Source organism: Oceaniferula spumae, from assembly GCF_042849255.1.
GTDB classification, from domain to species: Bacteria; Verrucomicrobiota; Verrucomicrobiia; order Verrucomicrobiales; family Akkermansiaceae; genus Oceaniferula; species Oceaniferula spumae.
Map to the genome: position 1 here is coordinate 442,459 of NZ_AP026866.1, position 21,221 is coordinate 463,679.

The window sequence follows — 21,221 nt, forward strand, 5'->3', positions numbered from 1 at the left end:
GATGTGTGGAAATGTGTGGGTCAGGACGACGTTGTCCGTCTGAATCGAATTTTGTATTTGGTATACTCTGGTTCGAGAAGTGGCTAGACAATTAGGCGTCTGCCTTTTCCTCGGTTTTCTCTGCGCTGGGCTCCTCTGTGGTGGTTTCAGCGACTTCTTCTGTCGTTTCTGCGGCTGGTTCTTCAGCAGATGTTACCTTGCTGAGAATCTCCTGGGCTTCTTCTTCGGAAATCTCCAGAGCACCCGCGATGTAGTCTGCTGGCATCTGTGCTACCAACTCGGCAGTGGCACCACCGGCGCGGAAAAGTTTATCAGCCATCTCGGCATCCAGGCCAAGCTGATCACCAAGAGTGGATGCGGCATCACCTACACGGGCTTCGAACTGCTCATGCTGGCTCTCGTCCTTGCTGACCTGAACGTCCCAGCCCATCAGCTTGGCTGTAAGGCGAGCGTTCTGGCCACGACGACCGATGGCTTTGCTAAGTTCCTCTTCGTCGACTGTGACGGAAACAACTTTGTTTTCCTTGTCGAGTTTGATGGTGCGAATGTTGGCTGGCTTCAGGGCATCGACAACGAAAACGGCTGGATCATCCGACCAGCGGATGATGTCGACTTTCTCATTGTTGAGTTCACGCACGATATTTTTCACGCGGGCACCACGGAGACCGACACAAGCGCCGACTGGATCGACCTTATCATCGTTACTACCGACGGCAACTTTCGTGCGATAACCGGCCTCACGAGCAATACCGCGGAGTTCAACGGTGTTGTCAGCGATTTCAGCAACTTCGGATTCGAACAAACGACGGACGAAGTTCGGGTGACTACGGGAAAGGATGATTTCAGGACCGCGAGCTTCGTTTTCAACGGCCACGACATAGACGCGAATACGATCGCCGATGTTGTAGTCCTCGGTGACAACACGCTCACGGGAAGGAATGCGACCTTCGAATTTGCCAAGATCGATCATGACATCGCTTTTTTCAAAACGACGAACAGTGCCGCTGACGATATCGCCGGCACGATCCTTGAACTCATCGTAGATCATTTCCTTCTCAGCCATGCGCAGGCGCTGCATCATTGTCTGCTTGGCAGTCTGGGTAGCGATGCGGCCGAAGTTGGCTGGAGTGACATTGAAATCGATGGAGTCACCAAGTTCAGCATCAGGTTTGCCCTTGCGGGCCAAGGAAACTGGCACCTCGTTGAATTTGTCCACGTAATCATCATCAGCGACTACTTCGAGGGCTGCGTAAATCACAGTGTCACCTTTGCGGGTGTCGACATCAGCACGAATGTTTTCAATGGCATCAGCTCCGGGAACCATCTTGCGATAGGCGGAAATGAAGGCGAACTCAAGCGCGGCAAGGACCTTGTCGCGGTCGATGCCCTTTTCTTTTTCGTAATAGTCAATGAGTGCGACGATGTCGTTGGTCATGGCTTTGTCTGGCGGTATTAAATGGTTAACTGGATGAGATGGATACGAACTTATTAGGAACGCTGAAGATCTTGTGCCCTTGAGACGCAAAAGAGTGGGTCTGATGACCCACCCCCGAGCGTTCGTAGAGCTGATGCGCAGATGCCTTAGTGCCTAATCGCCCTGCTGACAAGCAGAAACTCTTTCTTTCTCCCAAATGACAAAGGCGACGAGTGCGGGCGTCTGCATTTTTTCAAACCGTGCATCTGGTTGATTTTAAGTCATTCACGTTCGAAGATCAAAAAAATATCCAAGAAAGGGTAAATTAAATCTTGCGAAATGGCCGCGGATACGTATTTTGCGCCCGCCCAGCGGTCCGAACGGAACGCGAAGCACAAATCCAACAAAAAGGCGCAGATAGCTCAGTTGGTAGAGCAGTTGGCTTTTAACCAATTGGTCCTGGGTTCGAGTCCCAGTCTGCGTACCATTTTTAACCCGTTATTCCTCAATGGATTAGCGGGTTTCTTGTTTTTGCGATCTCCTTTGCGCCAACACTAAACGCCAACACTTTTTCTTTGTTTTATTCGAACTCCAGGCCGTTCACTGTTTACGTGTTGTCACGAGCTTCACAACATATGACAGGAGATCACCTCTTTACTATCAAACTAATTCACTAGCGACGTAATCTGAGACAACTACATTACATCGCGAATAATGGTAATCTACCCGGCAGCTTCACACCGCTACCTCTACGCTGCTCTTAGCTTACTTTCTTTGAAACGGCCCTTGACGCGCCGGGGGCACGCTCCGCGCAAGAACGGTATAGGTCCCGCTGACGGAACGCTTGTCTAAGGTTTTCCCTTTCCCAGCACGCCTGTCAATCTACCAGTCCCTGTCAGAAGGCAAACCGATCATCTCATTCAACACCCTCTGAACGCTGACACTGGTCAAGCTACACCGGTGCGGTTTGCCCCTGTTTTTTGGGGAGGGCTAGATTTTTTTTCAGCTAAACACCGATCTTCGCTGTACATCCTTCACCGAAAACCTTATACTTCCTGTCGTACCAAAAATACAGCGTATGACACCTGAAGACCAACACAAGCTCATCCACTTTCTCCGGACCTTCGACGCCGTCGGGCTGGGTGAAGGTGACATCAACGCCGGCGTCAACACCCTGGCGTCCATGCTCTGCACCCTCTCCAACATCGCCCGTCCGGGTAGCGGCATTCTCAGTGACGACAAGAAAGTGTCACACGTCGGCTGCAACATCCTGGTGTCAGGACCGCTCAGTTCGAGCCTGGTCACCGACGACGTGCTCGAGCCCCTCCGAATCCGCCAGAACAATCTGACCGCGCAACTCGAACGAGTCCGGGCGATGAAAAGAAATCAGGAGCAGCTCGGTCCGCCCCTGCTGAGGAATTTCCTGAACAGACCGCAGCCCAACGATTCGGAGAACGCGCTGCTGGGAATCCTCGGCGACGAATCCGGAAGCACGGCAAGCAGGTCGAACCAATGGTCGTCAGTCACCCGCCACCCGCCGAACCCGGACTTCGGGGAACTGACCGGAAACACGAAGGTCGTGATCACCGCCACCGGTCCGGCCCAGCTTGAGAAGCAACTTTCCGGCACGCACCTGGGCCATCCCCTGGCGGTCATGGGACTGCCCCGCACATCCGGCACAGGGCGCACAGCCAGCCTCTGTGACGCGCTCATGGACGGGAGGTATCCGGACGGAGCGGGAGGCAAGACCGTCCGTGGCAACCTGATCCTGACCGATCCCGGTGACATGCTGAACGAACTGGCAAAAAACGGCGGAGAACATGTCGCATGGCTCGACCGCATGCTGTGGCTGGTCGACGGTCATGCAGGGCCCGTGGCTCCGGACTGCGACCCTCCGGCGTCTCCCCTGGGAAATGTGCACAGCATGTTCGTGGGCGCGCTGGCGTCGGGCTTCGGAAAGCGCCTCGACCACAAGTCGCCCCATCCGACGTTACACAAAATCAATTTCACGCCCGCACAACACCGGTGGATGAAATTCCTCAGGAGCATGGAGGAGAGTCTCCCCGGAATCAGCGGAAGCGTCAGAAACCTGCTGGCCACGCTGGCCTTCGGTGTTCTCGAACTGACGGCAACTCCCGTCGTCCAGACAGACGCACAAAAACACCTCAAGGGTATCGAGCAGTTCGCCAGCCTCCTCATCCAGCGCATGGCCAATGCCAGAAACGTGATGACCTACTCGTTCAAGGAGACACGGAACGCCGAACTCAGGGAAAGCATTCTTCTGAAACTGGAGGAAGGCCCCCATACGGTGCGCGACCTGACACGGAGGTTCAACCGTCTGACCGCCCCCGACTGCCGCCGGTTGCTCTCCGGCCTGCTCGAGGATGGCAAGGTCGGCAACTCCGGGGGCGAATGGCACCTCAGCGACACTCCCGCCAACACCTCACCACTCACACTTGACATAACATGATGACAACAACACCCACCGCTTACGAACAGTTAACAGAACCCGTCTACAAGGTTCTGGATGATTTCATGCTCAACTGCTCCGACGATCCCGAGACCCGGGAGGCAATGGCAAGCGCCATGACAGTGTCCTACTGGCAAATGGCGGCACGGGGGCTCACAGCCCAGCTCCCCTCCATGATACTGGTCAACGCGGGCGGTGCGGAAGATCCCGTCCTGGACGCAATCCGCAAACTCTGCAATTACCAGAAGGACGAACGCACGGACATCAGGGGCTCCGGCCGGTTCGCCGGGGGAACACCCGCCCAGGCTCCCGCAGCCATGCTTTTTGCCGTGCGCTCACTCCAACAACACCGGAAGGACTTTCCGGTGTCGCCCCCCCTGTCCGACTGGGAAAGCTACTTTCATGACGCAAGGGTCACGGGATATGGCAAAGGTGACATCAGGCCCTACGCCGGAGCATTCGATCCGAAGCTGGGGCTTGTCACGGACCCGCGCAACTCGATCACCCTGCTGCTGGACGACAAGCAGGACTGGGAAGCCTTCCGTCACGACCTGTCCGGGGAGCCTCAGAAAATCCGCGAGCCGTCGGGTATCGGACGCGGGCTCGATTTCACGGCGAAGTCCATGGCGCTGTCCGGTTCTCTGGATGCAGACGATTTCGATGAGAAGCTGGTGGACGCGGCGCTCGAACTCGGGCACCCCCTGTTCTTCCTCCCTCACACCAGCAGCGCCCCAGTGAAATTCCGGAACTATCCGGGGATGAGCTATTTCGCACTCCATCTGAAGACTCCGGGCCTGATCCCGCGTAACTACCCGCTCATGCCGGAAGACAAGTGGTGCCGGTACTATCAGAAATGGATCTGGAAACGACTCCTGTTGATGCCGGTCAACTACAGGTTCTGCATATTGGAAGCGATACACAAACTGCAGAGCGTCTGCGAGACCCTGGCGCTGTACACCGGTCCCGCCAGCGGCGATCCTGTTCCGGGTGTTGCGGAACTCGCCAACAACCTCTTCAACTCGTTACTGAGAAGCATGGCTCTCAGTCTCGCGTTCCTGGCCTGGCACGGCCATGGTATCGAGCCCGGTTGTTCGGTGAACACTACACGCAAGGTATTGAAACTGCTGAGGGAGGACGGAGGTTCCATGAAACTGAGGGACTTGCATCGCGCCACGGGATTCGGTTCGGCGGCAAAGCGTGACGAGGTCTTGGCGCGGCTGGAGAACGAGGGGCTGGTGACGCTGGATGACAATCTGGTGAGCGCCAATGACATGCACGAGTTCATCGCCAACATCCGGGAGCAGTTGCCAATGGCCGACCGGGGCTGATTGAGTGGTGAGACCGCCCGGACTTTTTGCCGGGAAACAGCGCCTGCCCGATCTGGGGCAGGCGTTTTTTTTTGTGTCTGTCGGAAAAGTGCCGGAGCTTCCGGAATGTGAACCACAGCACCACCCACCGACAGTGCCGACATCACTGCATCAGACTGCGCGGCATCACAACCGGCAATGCCGGGTCAGTGACCTTGCTGGCGGTGGAATTGTGCGACAACCAACCGCCCTGGAAACGGCCTCCTGACGCGCCGGATGCATGCTCCGCGCAAAATCATCCTGTCTCACGGCCGTCGTACGTCAGCGGCGTACTGTGAGCCATTCAGAGCATATCCACGCAAGAAAGGCATTGATCCCGCCGACGGAACGCTTGTCTACGGTTTCCCCTGTCGCAGCACGTCGCGCAATCCGTTCACCCTGGATGGATACAGATCCTTCAGATCACACCCCAGAACCCGGGACAAAACCAGCAGCTCCGCATCATTCACTCTTCGCAACCGGGACTCGATCTTTGACAGTCCGGCCCTGCTGAGATCCCAGCCCTGCACCTGGATCTTCGCCGCCAACTGCTCCTGGGACAGTCCCGCTTCGACGCGCATAGTGCGCAAGACCGGCCCTATGATGTTCTGGTTCTTGTCGTCTGCTCCCATTTCGGAGCTTGACGTTAGATCAACTGATCACAATTATTGCTCCGATACGGGAGCAACGAATCTCCCCAGACTTCACTGTTCCACCCAAGTGCAAACCTTGTAAGAGCCCATGATTTGGAAACCCGCCAACCCCCGGTTTGAACGACAGGCCCTCACTGCCCTGTGGTGGATCATGGGGACCGCCACACTCGTGTTCGTTGTCCTGGCGGTCATTCCCGCTGTATTCGGGTGGTTCATGGACTTCCGATCAACGCCGGGCGAACTCGCGTCACGTGCGATTACTTATGACAGGGAACTTGTGGCGGGCGGAGATGACACGGAGTGGTACCTGCGTTTGCTGAAAAACCCCTGGGCATGGGGGGCTGTTTTATTTCTGGCATGGATGCAGAACACATTTTCCAACAGATAACCCGCCCGTTTTCATGACTCCCCACAGTATCCAACTCTCAGACGGTCCCAAGTCTCCCTCCCTGTTCTGGAGACGTTTTGCGGCAGTATTGATCGATTTGCTTGTTCTGGACATCTTCGAGCGCATCGCATTGGGAATAATCGGAACCAACCTCTGGGCTCTGATTCTTGCCTGGGCGGCGTTCCTGCTGGTCTGGTATACCTCGTCGCACCTGACCGGAGCCTCACCGGGCAAGCTGCTTGCCGGCACCATCACTCGATACAAGGTTGATGAGTTCTCCGGGCCCGCACTCATTTTGCTCAGGTTCATCGTTGTCTGGGCTCCGCTCTTGGCTATCAAGTTGCTGTATACGACGCCCTCGGAATCACACCCGTTTCTGTGGCTCTGCCTATTGTGGTACTTACTTGTCGCGGTCGGAATGGCCATAACCCGTGGCAAGGGAGGCTTGCAGGATCAAATCTGCGACAGTCAGACAATGGCATCCCCCCTCACGGCCCATTCCAAAACCCGCAAGCTCGTCATATGCGGGGCGTTGCTTTTGTGCGTCCTGCTGAGATTGCATTGGGCTTATTTGGCGGACGTGCAATGGCAGAAAGATCACCGGGGCGGAGACAGCGCCGTCACGGGGAATGAAACCCTCCCGCCGGAAACACCCGGGATTCCGTTTGAGTCTCTGAAGCTTTCCGCCCCGTTCGTTCGAGGCTACTTCATCGAAGAAGACTCACTGTCACCAAACGACACAGTCAGATGGACCGGCTCGGCAGTGGTGATCGGCAAGATAAAGGACAAGCTTTACCTGGTGACCAACCGCCATGTGCTCGGACTGGAGGCGCTGGCAGCAAGCGACGATGACGGAACTCCAGAGACCAGCAACTACGACCTCAGGATAATTTTCGCCAGTGGCAAGTATGCGACGGTCGAGCACTTCACCTTACGCCGGGATGATTTCGATCTGACATGGCTGGTGATAGACGGCACCGGGCTTGTCGAGGGGCGTGATTACCAGACCCTCGAATACACCGGCTCGATACCGATCAGACTTGGTGACGACGTTGTCGCGGTCGGATCGCCTAACGAGTTACATGGAACACATACTTTCGGAAAGATCAGCGCCATCCGTGAATCCGGAGCCGTCATCCAGACCGATGCAGCCATCAACCCCGGCAACAGTGGCGGACCACTACTGGTCAAATCGGGTGACCGCTATCACTGGATCGGAGTCAACACCTGGAAGGTCGGCGGCAACGACAACCTGGGTTTTGCAATCAGTGCGGCACTCGTCATCACCGACGACCAGGTCAGGGTTGAAGCCAACGCCCGGGGCGCGACGCAAGCGGTCGAGGAACTCTACAGGTGACCGCGTCACACCCCGGTTTTCAGAAACACGTGTACACGAAAATGCCGCGACCTGACAGGACACGGCATTGTTGTTATCTTTGTGCGTATCAACCGGCCCGAATTGCTGCCGGTCTTGAACCAAAGCACCTGTCGAAGGATTGCCCGACTATCTGGCGTTGCACTTCATGCTGATGGCTTTCCGCACGCCTCAGTATGGCTCCTCATCAATGCCGGAGAGAGTCCGCAGCATCAATGCGAACGATGTCAGCTGCAGCTCCTTCGACAGTCGCCCGGGCTTTATCCCGGTGTCGGCGATACAGACCACGGAAGGATCAACCGGATTCCGGCGTGCTACCAATATCGAACCGCCTTCTGCCGCAGATTCGTATATCCATGTGGAGCCATCTAGTCCCTGAGGCTGCCAGAAATCCTGAGGCATGATTTCAAGTGGTGCATTGGAATACAGAATCTTCAGAAGCTTCTGTTGAGCTTCGGGCAGCTTCACACTGCGGTCCAAATCAAGTTCCCCCCATGAATCGCCAAACGGGTCGTCATGAGGTTTGAGACGCTTGACCTGCAATCTGGACTCACCGGGAAACCATTGAAACATCAGAGTGGAGTGGAAGCTTCGCCTGATGGTAATCCTGATCAATGACTTCTTATTGCCGCTCCCCTTGTCCAGACGTTTTTCCCTGAAGGCCGCAAGCAGACCGTTACTGATGAAACTATCAGACTTGAGGTCTTTTGACCTGTCAACCGGCTTTGGATCTAGTCGGGAAAACGGATCTTTGTCCTGCTCCCCACAAAAGACAAAACTCTGAGTAATCAGGAATAAACAAACGAATACACTTTTCATCATATTATGGAAGGTTTTCGGAGCCACCGCCGCTGACAGGCAACCGGACCGGGACCTTTTAACCAGGGTTCCAACCATCAGGCAAACTCTGCCCCGGAACTATTGGCGTGGACGTGTCCGTCACGCCCCTGCCCCCTCTTTTTTGCCTGAGTCGGTAATCGCACGTCATGCAGCCCTTGATCTCGTCGCAAACATCGTCTGAGGCCATGACCGTCTCGTATACCTGGCCAGCTTCGTCCGGTGACTCGCAATCCCAGAAGTAAGAAGCCCAAGTCTCAAAATTGCGCTTATATGCCGGATATATCTCCCCGATGACCGTTAAAAAAGCCGGCTCAGAGGAAGCAGTTCGAAGGCGCAGCCATTGCCCGGCCAGAGGCGACGGACGGGTTATGATGTCCCTATCTTCAAGAGTCGGCCTGTTAGCCGCCAACCGCTGATATTTGGTTAGTTTGCGGTATGCGGCGCGATACCAGTAATGGAAATCACGCTTGTTGTCCGATCCGTAGCGATCTCTGTAGCACCGGTCGTAGAACCCTTCAAAAACCCGGCTCAACGACCGGTTGAGAAACCAGTCTTCGATGGCAAGCCCGGATAACCGGAGCAATCGTGACTCCTGTTCAATGGGTAACCGGCCGAACAACTCGAAGTAGCCACTGGTCGGCTGCCCCTCTTCAAACAGAAAGAATGTGTCAGCTGAATTGTGCCGCTTTTTCGCATTGTATGTATGTGACGCGCATACTCCGTTGTCTACGGAAGATCGCCCGCCTCGTGCTGACGGCCGGACGTGATCCACCCAATCGGTCTGGACACCGGGCCGTAGCGGCGAATCCAACAACCACAAATTGACCCCTGAAAAGCAGCATGTAGCCCGGTCTCGGACGAAAATCTTCGCTTTCTGAAGATCTGTGAATTCTGTGCGTGCACGTCTCACTTCTGTTATTCCTCTCTGAGGTAGAGCTCAACCGATTCGTCTAGGGAAGCCGCCACTGCTTCATGGTTTCTACTCTAAAATGGCTCTGGGCTAGGGAAGGTCAACGGTCGTCAGCACCGCCTAGTTAGGCCACATTATTGAATTCACTTTTTCAAGACTGCATCTTTTTTAATATAAATTCTAAACAAGTTAACCGAATTCCCCAATACTGATGTTCGCTCTTCAAGCTTCTGAAAAACTCCCGCAGTTATGCAGTATTTTCCATTTAACAACTTTGGATCTTCTCGGAAGGATCGATCAGAAATAAGCCTTTTCCAGTCAAATAACTCAATACAGCTACCTAACCTTTTGTATTCCAGGGATTCTTTACTTTTGTATAGATAACATTTATACACAACCTTACCCTTGTTTTCTCCTTCCTTGATCGTCCCCTCGACAACCTTTAGAAACCCGTCCATTTGGCCCTCAATTAGACCCCTGTGACCCAAGGTTTCAAATGTGGACCAACTAATTACCTTATGGTGAATCAAGTCGAATTTTTGATCTGACAAAGGGTATTCCGTAGGTAATGGGTCAATGTAGATACTGCGTAACATATACTCGTCCGAAGTATCGAGTTCGTCATTCTCTGCCAATGTCAGCATCGAAGCCAGCAAGCTCATTAATATGATTTTTTTCATAAGTGTTATTAGTATTACCGAACGTAGAGCTCAACCGCCGCCTGTAAAACAGACATAGGCCAAGCATGGTTTTTATCTCTCAAAGGTCTCCGACTACGAGACGGTTAGCTGTCGGATGCAGCGACTTGTTAGCCTAAGTTATCGATTTCGCTTATCAAACTCATCTCTTGTAACGCGTTGATATACACCATTAAACTTTGGAGCAAACTTCTTGATCTTTACCTCCTCACAACTCCAATCCACTTCCGGTCCTGAAATGTTGCCTCCAGTCCATCTGACTACACCATCATTGACGGTCACTAAGTAATTAGCCCCCCCCTCGATATCACTCTTGTAGATCAAATAGATGAACTTATTGGAACTGTCTGATAGTCGCCAGAGTCCTTTCACGGGTTTTAAGGAAAACGGGCAATACATTCTCTTAACGTGATCTACCATAAACCTCTGCCTCCGATATTGACCGTTATTCTTACGCTCAATAATCCAATGTTCGTTATAACCCAGCTCATAACCATTAGTGATCTTCATGGTGCCCCACCAAATACCCACGAATTTGTTCTTCAAGCCTGCGTCCGCTGATGCGGATGATACTAGGCCGTATAGAAAGATCGTGACTAGGAGGATTTTCATATTATTGCCGAACGTATAGCTCAACCGACCGCCCAAACCGAATGGGCAAATGTCTGAGCAAAATTAATTGGTGACTACGCCATCGACTCCGAGCAGGTTAGCGGTCGGATGCAGCGACTTGTTCGGCCACTATCCTTAGGTTCCGTAGCAAATCGTATATCTTCTCATTGTTCACAGGCGTGTCGATAAACCGATCCTCTGCACTCGAACCATCAACAAATACAGTGACCGGCAAAGCAAGCTGCTTAAGTCGCTTCAATTCCCTCATACCTAGGCTATCGGGCTCCGTGCAATCATACCATATGCACAAAAACCGTGATCCCTTCAGGATCTCCATACTGGTCTCATCCTCGAAAACCTTACGATGAATCTGCCCAGTCAGATCCCAATCAGAGACAAACAGGGCTAGAATCGGACGCCCGGGCTGCATCTCCTTATACTCCTCTAAACCGTAGGTCGCTTCATGCCATTCAATGTTAACCGAAGCTTCTTCCTTGGCAGCATTACGCGTGCAACCACACGAAACGAGAGCGATCACAGATATCATTATCCAACACTTCATATTATTATTGGCTAACGTAGAGCTTAACCGCGCGGTGTAAAATAGTTTCGCAATCATTCACATCCTTGCCTCTCAACAGCTCCTGGCTAGGAACGGTATCGCGTCGGATGAAGCGCCTTGTTAGCCCGAATTATTCGTATTTGGCGAAAAATCTCGCCACTTTGGTTATATCCTCATTGGTGCCACCAAACGATAACACACCATCATCCATGTATCTCAACCAGAAATGATTTGAGAGGTCGCCAACTCTAGACTTTACCTTCTTAGATATTCCATCTGTAGTCTCTATCTTCGAAGCTCTCAATCTCTTCAGAGTGTCATCGTTCAACTTTAGTATTCGGGAATAAATCGGAGTGACTTCTATTCCTCTATCCGAGTCTTTCAATGCGACTTTCATCCCTGCGCGTTCAAACGCCAAACGTATAACATCTTCATATGAAGGCTTGTCCTCTGCAGGTATACGGACTCGAATCTGTTTATCAAATATCTGATCAGATATTATCCCCATATATATATAGGAAATGGTTTTCTTCCCTTGTCCTTCTGACCAGCCTTGAATCCGCGGAAGGAATTCACGTAGCGTGGTGTTTCTCGCTGTCCCCGTCCAAGGCACCTTCGATTCCAATATCTGTGCAGGGAGATGCCCCAGTGCACTGAACATTAATGTAATAACGAGCAGATGTGTTTTCATATTATTATTGGCTAACGTCATAAGACACCCATCCACTACCGGGGGCGCGCTCTGACTTCGGGGTTAAGGGTTGGAATGGTCATTCAGATTTCGACTCGGGGCGGGTAGCAGGTTGGTGTGCGCTGCCTTGTTCGCTTTTGTTTGTGATGGCGTTACGCTTTGAGCACGGATCAGCATGACTTCTCCGGTAATCACCCAGCCGCCCTCAGTCTCACGTGCGACGCCGACAACTTTGTGGCCTAGAAATGCGTTGATCTTCCAGTCTCGCTTCACGCTCATGGGAACCGCCCCACGTCGGATGTAAAGCTCAACCTGCGCACCGTCAGAGTCTGTTCCAGCTACGCCACGCGGAATACCTGGCGGCTCCTCAATCACTGTTAAATGATCTTTGCTCATTCCGAATGCCTTAATTGCATCAGCTACAGATGAATCCACGAGTGATGAATCATCTCTTTCGATTGGCGGACGTGTATTGCAAGCTGTCAGAAAGAGAATCAGCATGAACGATTGATAGAGGGTATTCATTATTTAGCTAACGTTTGAGGCCAGCCACCAGCTACTGGGGGCGCACCTCCGATTCAGTTTGAGGCTTCGACTCCGGAGCGGCAGCGGGTTGGTCAGCGCCGTCTTGTTCGCTGCTTCGGTTTTGCTCGATCACGGGGTCGAGATACTCGGCGTTTGGTTCAGCATCTTGAAGCATTGCTATGCATGCTTCGCGACCAAGTTCTTCGGGTAGCTTTGCAGCCTGCGCCAAGAGAGATGCGCGTACCCCGCCGCCAGCAACAAAATAGGCGTCGCGCTTCGTAAGAAATACATCGGCACCGTGTAGCACTGCCGCCCCAAATCCCTTCCTCTTGAGCCCATTGTAGGACTTCATCCAACGCCAAGCACCAGGGAGATCCCTAGCGGCCCAGTATCCCGCAGCACTTCCGAGGCCGTTTCGGATCTTCCTATCCTTTTGATCGTCTCGATACGACCAGTTCAATCCCTCGATGTCGGACTCTAAAAACCAGCGTTCTGCCGCCTCTGCATCATCTTGAAGCCATCGCCCCATCAGAGCCGTGCGAATCTCTGAATGGAGCCACCAACCGTGCCGCCATTCTCGCTCAAGCAGTTGATTCACCTCCTTGCGCCAATCTCGACCACGTGGAGCGGATCTGAGGTATCCTCCCAGCATGCTTGCGACAATCATCTCTTCGTAGTCATCGGAGCGGAAGCTGATGAGCTCATTGAATGCTCGATCCGGATCGACCTTAGCGAGATGCTCGCAAAGAACGCGGTAAAAGGCGCAAACAAAGTCATCTATCACCAATGAGTTCGATAAGGAACCTTTCCTGTCCTTGAAGGATTCCCATGCGACCTTTGGATCAACTTCTGACCAGCCCTCAATCGCACCCAAATACATCTCAAAGACGTATTCTTGCATCGCCTCACCAGGCCCTCCTTCAAGGCCGGTTCCAGCGAGCTTGATCTCATCGGCGTTCTTATCTTCAAATGCACGAACCGCCCTCAACGCTCCGGAAGGGTCGAATCTCGCCCACATCCGGTATGCTTCCCTCTCGCACTCAAACCCAATATTCTGAGCGACAAGACGGATCTCATCCTCACTCAGGGACTCAAAAATCTGTCGGATAGTGGCATCATACGCCTCGCGACTCTCTTCTGGCTTGCTACACCATAGGTCGTAAGCCGCCTCGATACGCTTCTCGATCCTCGCAAGTGATTGCTCCTCGGCAGTCGGCAGCTTCTGCTCACATGGAGCAAGACACGTTACGGCAAGCATCACCCCGATTACGAGAGCGACATTCTTCAACTTGTGATGGCGAGGCATTGACGGGAGTTTTTTCAGCGAACGTCAAAGCTGACCCAGACCTGACCTGAGGGCGAGCGTTGATTCCGGGTTAATGGTTTGAGTTGTCATAGCGCTTTCGACTCGCAGCGGGTCAGGTCTTGGTGTCCAGCGTCTTGTTAGCCGTTGTTGGTGTGCCGTGTTGGTGGTGGCAGAACGTTCCCCTCTGGATCCGCATCGGCATTGAAGGAGGTATCCGCAAACATCACCTTCATTCAAGAGTGGAGTCACGGCAAGATACTCGTCGCATGGGAAGAAGGCGAACACCCGTGATGACGCTCCTCCCGGAACACTCAGTTGCTCTGTATGAGTCGATGAAAATCCATCTGCGAAACGATTCCAAAGTGTTTCGTTATCCGATCCACGGTCGAAGTCTGCTTCGTCGAAATACTCACGCATATCAGACAAGTGGCTTCGCTCAGAGACCACGGCCCCACCATGGGTTTCAATGCTGACTCCGGTGCGGCGATTCGAGGTATCTTCCTCGAACGACTGGGTATCCACGTGGAGAACCCGAATCTCTGCGACCCCGTGATAGTCTTCAAGGCTGCTTGGCGTCGCCTCGAACCGGTAAATCCCAGGACGATCAATCGGAAGCGAATAGATGTCCGCAGCCAGTCCGGGATGCCCGCTCAGACCGATTTCCTTGTCGAGTCGCATCTCAACGACATCTGATTGCGGCTCCTCCATTTCTTCGGCTAACGTCATAAGACACCCATCCGCTACCGGGGGCGCGCTCTGACTTCAGGGTTAAAGGTTGGAATGGTCATTCAGATTTCGACTCGGGGCGGGTAGTGGATTGGTGTGCTCTGCCTTGTTCGGCATTGTTGGTCAAAGTGCTGACTGGCCAAAGATCTCTAGTAATCATAGGATACAATGGCCAATCCAGGTGCCATGCAGTGGAACCATCTTCTCTGTGAATTTGCAAACGGCCTTCCGACTCCGTTAGCCTCAGCGTAGGCCAATCGGTTGTATATCCTCGCTTATCGATTTCTGGAGCATCAATCTGGTCAAAAGTAATATCTAATAGGGAGTCATCCTTCAGGCGAAAAGATCCGTGTGCAAAAACAAAGTTGTATCCCATTGTGTCGAGATTCACCTTGCCTTCTTTCTGGAAGGTCAGACGAAAATGAGCAGTATGATTTCGTTCCATGCCATTCCAGCCATGGAAGGTGACCTCGCCGTTCTCTTTGATCATTCTTTCAAGGCTCATGGTAGGGGAGGTCTTCACCCCTTCTTGAGAAGGGCGCTCGGATTCACGGCATCCACTAATGAGGAGCATCGCCCAGAGTGCTATTGACCGCGTAATCATATCTTGCCGAACGTAGAGATCAACCGCGCCGTGTAAACCAGATTTGCAACCATTCACATTCTTAGCTCTCAATGGTTTCTGGCTGTGGACGGTATCGCGTCGGATGCATCGCCTTGTTGGATCCGATTCGCCCCACGCTCTCACCGGAATCAGTACCAGATCACCAAGCTCGTGTAAAGGAAGGCGCACCACGCCGAAAAACTTGCCGGAGTAAAACCGTGGTCGACACCCTACCGGTGGCAAAAACGTCGATCCACCTCGAAGCATCGTCACGCCGCTCACAGCGCAACACCGCGTGGCCTCGTCGCAACAGTGGCCAGCGGAGCAGCGGAATGGACATGTCTCTGGAGTTTACGGAAGAGTCTTGTTCATGCAGCTGCGGAGCGTAACCAAACACCGCACCATCGCCACCGACGAAAATTATTGTTCGTTCCATGCTCTCGCACAGTCGCCAAGGATCAGTATGAACTCACATGACGGCTATCTCAAATCTCGACCCAGCGGGAAACTACGACCAATAGGCGGCATGTGAGGTCATTCTGATCCTCCATTCACCGATCCCCTGCTTCACCACCGCAGCCCGGGATTCTTTTTATTATTATCCAACGTAGAGCTCAACCGCGCGATGTAAAACAGTTTCCAATCATTAACGGCTTTAGCTCAAAATGGTTTCTGGCTCACGGACGGTATCGCGTCGGATGAAGCGCCTTGTTAGACTTATTTTTTTGCCCGGCTTTCATTGACGAGCCCCTCCAAATTGATCTGCCGCTCCTTTCTGTTTTTATTCGTTAATGCCTCAGAACGTGCTGATGTTCGTAATACTAAATTGAGAGTCAAACCTTTCAACATTGATTTTGGAATTGTAAAGGTAGCTTGTGGTGTACTTCTCGTCACAGGCACATTTAAACTTGGCCCAACTAATCGAGCAGAATGTAAAATCTCTATATCGCTAGTTGGCCATAAATCCTCAATCTTAGTTCTGTGTGGATACTGAGGTGAAATAATAGTAAATACGACAGCATCTCCCTTAACGTTTGCTAATACTTTTACTGACGTTTCGCCCTCAACTTTCTCGTCTGCTGCAAAAATGGCGATTGGTAGTGCAAACATTAAAATTAGTATAGCGGTTTTCATTGGTTTCTTATTCTTGTCTAACGTAGAGCTCAACCGCGCCGTGTAAAACAGATTCGCACCATTAATATCTTTAGCTCTGCAAGTTCCTCGGACAACGAACGGTATCGCGTCGGATGAAGCGCCTTGTTCGGCCACATTATGGTTGTTCGGTAGCATCACCATGATGCTTGCTTAGTGTGTATCGCAATACAACACGATTACCATCAGCAGAGGCTATTCCGTTATCGTCTATCAGCTTCTGGGATTGCGCGATCACCTCCCCCAAATATTGACCAACAGGTTCCAAATGCTCATCTTCCAGAAGATCGTTCCAAAACTGAAAATTAACATCGCCTGAAAAATTAGTAGTAACCCAATTCTCAGCATGGGAATCTAAAATGGTGGCGATATGCTCCGTTATTATTTCGGAACTATCAATACTCAGATACGTTATATAGCGTAATTGATTCTTACCTTCCATCTCGAGAAGGAGTCCATTCGGAATATGGAAATCAGATTTCTTCTTACTGAATAGTCGTTTGATAAATGACATCTTTGTTATAATTAGGTTGCTGGATTCTCTATCTGGTTATGCTGGCCAAGGAAAGGTTGAACTGAATTATTTCTTATTATTGCCGAACGTAGAGCTCAACCGCCGGTGTGACAAGGTCCAAGGCTGTGGGTGGTTGATTCCGCGAAATGGTTCCTGGCTAAGTACGGTTAACGGTCGGATGAAGCGCCTTGTTCGGCCTATCTTATCTTCGGCATCGTAACCCACTCTCCTTCAAGGAAACGATACCACGCCATATGTGAATCTCCTCCTCCCTTACTGTGCACCACAATATCTCGTAACGTGAACTTCTCATTCCTGTGCTGCCAATCAAATCTGCCATCTGTAACAGTCATCATCAAATCAGAATCAGTATTCTTATCTTTATGCATCTTGAGAGTGAACCCTCTATTGGCAAGGTCACCTACCGACGGAATAATGTGGGCATCTGGGAAATGCACTCTCACTAACCTGACCAATTCATCCTGCCTGATTGCGCCTGGCTTAAGGGAAGCTAGAACTTGCTTAATCTTAGGGATGCTCTCTGGCTTTGGAGCTGCTAATACAGGCATCGTGATCGTGAAAATCAGCAGTAGAATGTGTTTCATATTATTATTGCCGAACGTAGAGCTCAACCGCGCCGTGTAAAACAGATTTGCAACCATTCATGTGCTTAGCTCTCAGTGGTTTCTGGCTGTGGACGGTATCGCGTCGGATGAAGCGTCTTGTTAGGTGGAGATTATCACCGCTGCATGCCCTTGTTGTCAACCACGTGAACGACCGCCGCAAACCAAGAATCCAAGCACCGATGAATACCAAAAGCGTCTCCATCTGCATCGAGGTGAATCATGTTCGCGAACGAATGACGATCTTCCACCATGTGCGATGATTGAGCTGGATGTTCATGTTCAACTGGGAAACCAAAAATGGATGAGCTACGAAAAATGTGCCAGGATGATAGACGATCAAACCTCGAATGAACACGGAGCCTAACGTAGAGCTCAACCGCGCCGTGTAAAACAGATTCACACCATTAACGTTTTTAGCTCTGCAAAGTCATCGGACAACGAACGGTATCGCGTCGGATGAAGCGCCTTGTTCTCTCTTTATTTGTTTGCGAGGAACTTGCTCTCAAAATCGATGAAGCTTGGGCAATCCTTAACTCGATGTGCTCCCCTGTGATCTGTGACTAGGCTAAAAACCGTTGTGCCGTCAGCCTGCTCTGACCGGTAGGCAAATCTCAAGTGCGCGTAGGTATGTCGGTTCTCGTTGAAAAGTAGAACGTGATATATTCGACCGCTGGAAAGTGTTCTGACGTAGTTAGGGGATCGGTGTGACTGTCTAGCATGTGATAGTAAAGTGCCGATTGCATCTTGGTCAGGTGTGTCCAGTATGAGGTCTGCCTCCGCCCTCATGCCGTTGGGGTCCCACCAAGCTTTCAGGTCTGATGAATGCAAAACCCACATGTGTGTAAATTCTTTTGTGCGCTTGCCCTCAAATGCGTTGATACACGATTCGTAGTCGATGTTGAAGGAGTCAAATTTATGATGCGGCGCTTTCCCCGGATTGGATAGCAGCACAAAAGCGAATATTGCTATGATAAGAAAGGCTATGCCGCCAAGGATTGCGAGCCATAGGTTTTTCGTTGATCCGTGCATGCAATTTTTTAGAGAACGTAGAGCTCAACCGCCGCCAGGACAACAGCTGAATACTCTCAATGGTTTTTTGCTCTCAGATATTTCTGGCTTAGGAACGGTTAACGGTCGGATGAAGCGCCTTGTTCGGCCTGTTTCTTGGGTTTAACTTTCAAATACCAATCCGCTTTGCTTCTCTCTAGTATATTCTCAATTGGCATCGTGTCATCATAAGGAGTGCTCTTCTCAGTAATTTTAATGTCAACCCTATCTGACATCTTAGCCACATCATTCGATGTTCTATCAGATTCTACAAGAAATACATTCAACTCTCCTTGCACTGCATCGCTGAGACCTACTTGTATCGCTTCCGATATAGATTCCAAAGATCGAAGATAGTTCCTTTCCGTTACAGTTAATTGCACTTTCGTTATGTTAAGCGTGTGTGACTTAGCTGCTAATAATATAGCCAACACCATGTTAAAAATGATGCTTAACAACAGAACTATGATTGTGGGTTTCTTCATACTATTATTACCGAACGTAGAGCTCAACCGCGCCGCGTAAAACAGATTCGTCGCCATTCACGTTCTTAGCTCACAATGGTTTCTGGCTCCCGGGCGGTATCGAGTCGGATGAAGCGCCTCATAAGATGGATTTGCACCGCCTGATAGGCTAACAAACTTGTTTCCCACAAGGAACCCAAAACGGCTGCGTGATGCAATCTGGTGCAGCGCCAAGACCTCCGTTCGCCCGGATGAGTCTGTGAACAAGATCAGGCATCACGCAGCTCTCCAGGCTTTCAAGTCCGAGCAGTATCTTAGATCAACGAATCTGTTTTGATGAGACTGAGACTCTCCGGCCGGGAGGTGTTTTGAGTGCCGTGTCAGAAGCAAGCTTCCACAAACCAATTACTATGAAACCACTATCCACACCAGCCCCCTTTCTGGGAATCGATGTCGGCAGGGCGGACCTCTTCTGCCATGTCATCTCAATTACAGCCACAGAGTCCGGACGCTTCGACAATACCCCCGACGGTATCCGCAGCCTTGTCTCATGGCTCTCTGAAATCGCGGACCCGGCTTCGGTTCTCGCCTGCCTTGAGCAGACCGGGCATTACGGCAAACCGGTCGCCAGCGCCCTCCACACACTCGGAGTGCGGTCACTCCATCTGGTCAATCCCCGCCAGATCAAAGCCTTCGGCAACCAGAAGCTGAGACGCAACAAGAGCGACACCGCCGACGCAAGACTCATCGCCCAGTTCCTCAGGTCGGAGCATGAGGAATTGCGTCCGTGGACTCCCCTTCCGGCTGATCATGACAAGGTCAAGGAACTCAGCCGCTACGCCGAGTCACTCACCCGGGATACCGCACGACTCAAAACCAAACTGGAAGCTGTCACACTCGTTGACGTCAGGCGCTCCATCAACCGGCGCATCAAGGCCCAGCAGAAGGAACTCGAAACCATTCGTGGCAAAATATCGAAGATCGTCTCCAACAACACACAGCTCAGCGCCCAGAACTCTCTTCTGCACAGCATCCCGGGCCTCGGTGAAACCACCTGCCAGATCCTTCTCGCCGAGCTTCCCGAGATCGAACTCTTCGGAGACGCACGGCAACTCGCAGCCTGGGCGGGTGTCACCCCGAGGCATTTCGTCAGCGGCACGTCGGGCAAGTCGAGCACCCCCATCACCAAAGTCGGTTCTTCCAACTTGCGCAAAGCCCTCTACCTCCCGGCCATGACTGCGATGACCTACAACCCGCTGCTCAGGGAGTTCGCCCGGCGTCTCAAAGAGAATGGCAAAACCGGAAAACAGGTCGTCGTCGCTGTCATGCGAAAGCTCCTTCACCAAATCTACGGCATCCTCAAATCAGGGCAACCCTTCGATCCGGACAAGCGCGGCTTGAGAACCCCATTACCCTCACCGGGCACCTCGTAGAAGATCACTTTAAAACTTCAAATCACCGTTGACTTTTTAACGCAGTATCTTGTTCGGCCACTTTCTTCGTATCGGGGTCATACCACTGCAACACTCGCAACATATATGCATAATCCGGAGGTATAGATGAGCATCCAAATTGCCAGCAACCAGTTCTGCCTACGATTACTCCGAATAACAGGCACATAGGGAAATATCTGCAATACCACTGCTAATAGTATTCCTGATATCATTCCGTGCATGACCGCATATCTTGTATTGTCAGGTGAAAGCAACCAATCACCACTCAATCCTAGATATACCCCACAGTATCCACAAATAATACCTAACACGACCGCCATGACGGCATAGAGGGTGCGTATTTTCATGTCTTCATATTATTATTGCCGAACGTAGAGCTCAACCGCCGGTGTGACAAGGTCGAAGGCAGCAAGTGGCTGATTACGTGAAATGTTTTCTGGCCTGGGAACGGTTAACGGTCGGATGAAGCGCCTTGTTCGGCCACTGTTCTTGGTACGGGAAATACTGTATAAGTGGCGAACAAGCACCACGGCCAACGTACGATAATCACACGTTCATTCTTACGAATACCCTCATACCATTGCTTCCTGCCCCAGCGATGAGTGACCATGCCCCACCTCACTGAAAGCAATCCATCTTCCCCAACAGATACATCTGATTTGTATGGGGAAACGCCACCTGTCGTCGACACGCTTACCCACATCATAATATACGAAATTATCATATATAGAGGAGAAATCACAATCAGCCATGTAAAGTTCCAACCCATAATCAGACAAACCAACATAATAAATATCGACCAAGACAACAACACTACGAAATGCCTCATTGAGATCGCGTGCCG

Annotated in this window: 23 protein-coding genes and 1 tRNA gene; 7 read left to right on the plus strand and 17 right to left on the minus strand. The window is 51.7% G+C overall.

The window, feature by feature from the left end; genetic code table 11:
* Positions 1-91 precede the first annotated feature (91 nt).
* Positions 92-1,435 carry a transcription termination factor NusA gene (gene nusA, locus ACSPJT_RS01920; RefSeq protein ID WP_435894683.1) on the minus strand — a complete coding sequence of 448 codons (1,344 nt, stop codon included), beginning with the start codon at positions 1,433-1,435 and terminating at the stop codon, positions 92-94.
* A gap of 390 nt (positions 1,436-1,825) precedes the next feature.
* Here nusA and ACSPJT_RS01925 point away from each other — a divergent pair.
* From ACSPJT_RS01925 to ACSPJT_RS01935, 3 genes are all read left to right on the plus strand, one after another.
* Positions 1,826-1,901: transfer RNA gene (locus tag ACSPJT_RS01925), tRNA-Lys, on the plus strand.
* A gap of 591 nt (positions 1,902-2,492) precedes the next feature.
* Entirely contained in the window at positions 2,493-3,884 is a 1,392-nt protein-coding gene (locus tag ACSPJT_RS01930; protein WP_435894684.1) for a hypothetical protein, read from the plus strand.
* Entirely contained in the window at positions 3,881-5,212 is a 1,332-nt protein-coding gene (locus tag ACSPJT_RS01935) for a helix-turn-helix transcriptional regulator (protein ID WP_435894685.1), read from the plus strand. The genes ACSPJT_RS01930 and ACSPJT_RS01935 overlap by 4 nt, the downstream gene beginning before the upstream one ends.
* Positions 5,213-5,586: 374 nt before the next feature.
* Here the strand turns inward: ACSPJT_RS01935 and ACSPJT_RS01940 are convergent, their stop codons facing one another.
* Complete coding sequence (locus ACSPJT_RS01940) at positions 5,587-5,862, minus strand: helix-turn-helix domain-containing protein (protein ID WP_435894686.1); 276 nt, start codon at positions 5,860-5,862, stop codon at positions 5,587-5,589.
* 109 nt (positions 5,863-5,971) lie between these two features.
* Between ACSPJT_RS01940 and ACSPJT_RS01945 the strand changes: the two genes are divergently transcribed.
* The gene (locus ACSPJT_RS01945; protein WP_435894687.1) at positions 5,972-6,271 is read left to right on the plus strand and encodes a hypothetical protein; all 300 of its coding nucleotides are present in this window, start codon (positions 5,972-5,974) and stop codon (positions 6,269-6,271) included.
* Positions 6,272-6,284: 13 nt separating this feature from the next.
* Entirely contained in the window at positions 6,285-7,628 is a 1,344-nt protein-coding gene (locus ACSPJT_RS01950) for a trypsin-like peptidase domain-containing protein (protein WP_435894688.1), read from the plus strand.
* A gap of 189 nt (positions 7,629-7,817) precedes the next feature.
* Here the strand turns inward: ACSPJT_RS01950 and ACSPJT_RS01955 are convergent, their stop codons facing one another.
* From ACSPJT_RS01955 to ACSPJT_RS02015, 13 genes are all read right to left on the minus strand, one after another.
* Positions 7,818-8,468: a hypothetical protein gene (locus ACSPJT_RS01955; RefSeq protein ID WP_435894689.1), complete on the minus strand. Its 651-nt coding sequence runs from the start codon at positions 8,466-8,468 to the stop codon at positions 7,818-7,820.
* Positions 8,469-8,523: 55 nt separating this feature from the next.
* Positions 8,524-9,297, minus strand: coding sequence for a hypothetical protein (locus ACSPJT_RS01960; RefSeq protein ID WP_435894690.1), 774 nt, complete (start codon positions 9,295-9,297; stop codon positions 8,524-8,526).
* Positions 9,298-9,539: 242 nt separating this feature from the next.
* Positions 9,540-10,076 carry a hypothetical protein gene (locus ACSPJT_RS01965; RefSeq protein WP_435894691.1) on the minus strand — a complete coding sequence of 179 codons (537 nt, stop codon included), beginning with the start codon at positions 10,074-10,076 and terminating at the stop codon, positions 9,540-9,542.
* A gap of 138 nt (positions 10,077-10,214) precedes the next feature.
* On the minus strand, positions 10,215-10,706 hold the full coding sequence (locus ACSPJT_RS01970; protein WP_435894692.1) for a hypothetical protein: 492 nt from the start codon (positions 10,704-10,706) through the stop codon (positions 10,215-10,217).
* 97 nt (positions 10,707-10,803) lie between these two features.
* Positions 10,804-11,268 carry a hypothetical protein gene (locus tag ACSPJT_RS01975; protein ID WP_435894693.1) on the minus strand — a complete coding sequence of 155 codons (465 nt, stop codon included), beginning with the start codon at positions 11,266-11,268 and terminating at the stop codon, positions 10,804-10,806.
* Between the two features lie 130 nt (positions 11,269-11,398).
* Complete coding sequence (locus tag ACSPJT_RS01980) at positions 11,399-11,959, minus strand: hypothetical protein (RefSeq protein WP_435894694.1); 561 nt, start codon at positions 11,957-11,959, stop codon at positions 11,399-11,401.
* 63 nt (positions 11,960-12,022) lie between these two features.
* Entirely contained in the window at positions 12,023-12,355 is a 333-nt protein-coding gene (locus ACSPJT_RS01985; protein ID WP_435894695.1) for a hypothetical protein, read from the minus strand.
* Positions 12,356-12,515: 160 nt separating this feature from the next.
* Positions 12,516-13,790, minus strand: a complete 1,275-nt coding sequence (locus ACSPJT_RS01990) for a hypothetical protein (protein ID WP_435894696.1) — start codon at positions 13,788-13,790, stop codon at positions 12,516-12,518.
* Positions 13,791-13,814: 24 nt separating this feature from the next.
* Positions 13,815-14,516, minus strand: coding sequence for a hypothetical protein (locus tag ACSPJT_RS01995; protein ID WP_435894697.1), 702 nt, complete (start codon positions 14,514-14,516; stop codon positions 13,815-13,817).
* Between the two features lie 58 nt (positions 14,517-14,574).
* Positions 14,575-15,021, minus strand: a complete 447-nt coding sequence (locus ACSPJT_RS02000) for a hypothetical protein (protein WP_435894698.1) — start codon at positions 15,019-15,021, stop codon at positions 14,575-14,577.
* An 816-nt stretch (positions 15,022-15,837) separates the two neighbouring features.
* Positions 15,838-16,389 carry a hypothetical protein gene (locus ACSPJT_RS02005; RefSeq protein ID WP_435894699.1) on the minus strand — a complete coding sequence of 184 codons (552 nt, stop codon included), beginning with the start codon at positions 16,387-16,389 and terminating at the stop codon, positions 15,838-15,840.
* 1 nt (position 16,390) lies between these two features.
* A complete protein-coding gene (locus tag ACSPJT_RS02010) occupies positions 16,391-16,786 on the minus strand; it encodes a hypothetical protein (RefSeq protein WP_435894700.1) in 396 nt (131 codons plus the stop codon).
* Positions 16,787-16,983: 197 nt separating this feature from the next.
* On the minus strand, positions 16,984-17,391 hold the full coding sequence (locus ACSPJT_RS02015; RefSeq protein ID WP_435894701.1) for a hypothetical protein: 408 nt from the start codon (positions 17,389-17,391) through the stop codon (positions 16,984-16,986).
* A 59-nt stretch (positions 17,392-17,450) separates the two neighbouring features.
* Between ACSPJT_RS02015 and ACSPJT_RS02020 the strand changes: the two genes are divergently transcribed.
* Positions 17,451-17,672: a hypothetical protein gene (locus ACSPJT_RS02020; protein ID WP_435894702.1), complete on the plus strand. Its 222-nt coding sequence runs from the start codon at positions 17,451-17,453 to the stop codon at positions 17,670-17,672.
* Between the two features lie 867 nt (positions 17,673-18,539).
* Here ACSPJT_RS02020 and ACSPJT_RS02025 read toward each other — a convergent pair.
* On the minus strand, positions 18,540-18,944 hold the full coding sequence (locus tag ACSPJT_RS02025) for a hypothetical protein (protein WP_435894703.1): 405 nt from the start codon (positions 18,942-18,944) through the stop codon (positions 18,540-18,542).
* A 389-nt stretch (positions 18,945-19,333) separates the two neighbouring features.
* Here ACSPJT_RS02025 and ACSPJT_RS02030 point away from each other — a divergent pair, with 389 nt between their 5' ends.
* Positions 19,334-20,356 (plus strand): IS110 family transposase, encoded by a 1,023-nt coding sequence (locus ACSPJT_RS02030; protein WP_435894704.1) that lies wholly within the window; start codon positions 19,334-19,336, stop codon positions 20,354-20,356.
* 77 nt (positions 20,357-20,433) lie between these two features.
* Here the strand turns inward: ACSPJT_RS02030 and ACSPJT_RS02035 are convergent, their stop codons facing one another.
* Positions 20,434-20,724, minus strand: coding sequence for a hypothetical protein (locus ACSPJT_RS02035; RefSeq protein WP_435894705.1), 291 nt, complete (start codon positions 20,722-20,724; stop codon positions 20,434-20,436).
* Between the last annotated feature and the right edge of the window lie 497 nt (positions 20,725-21,221).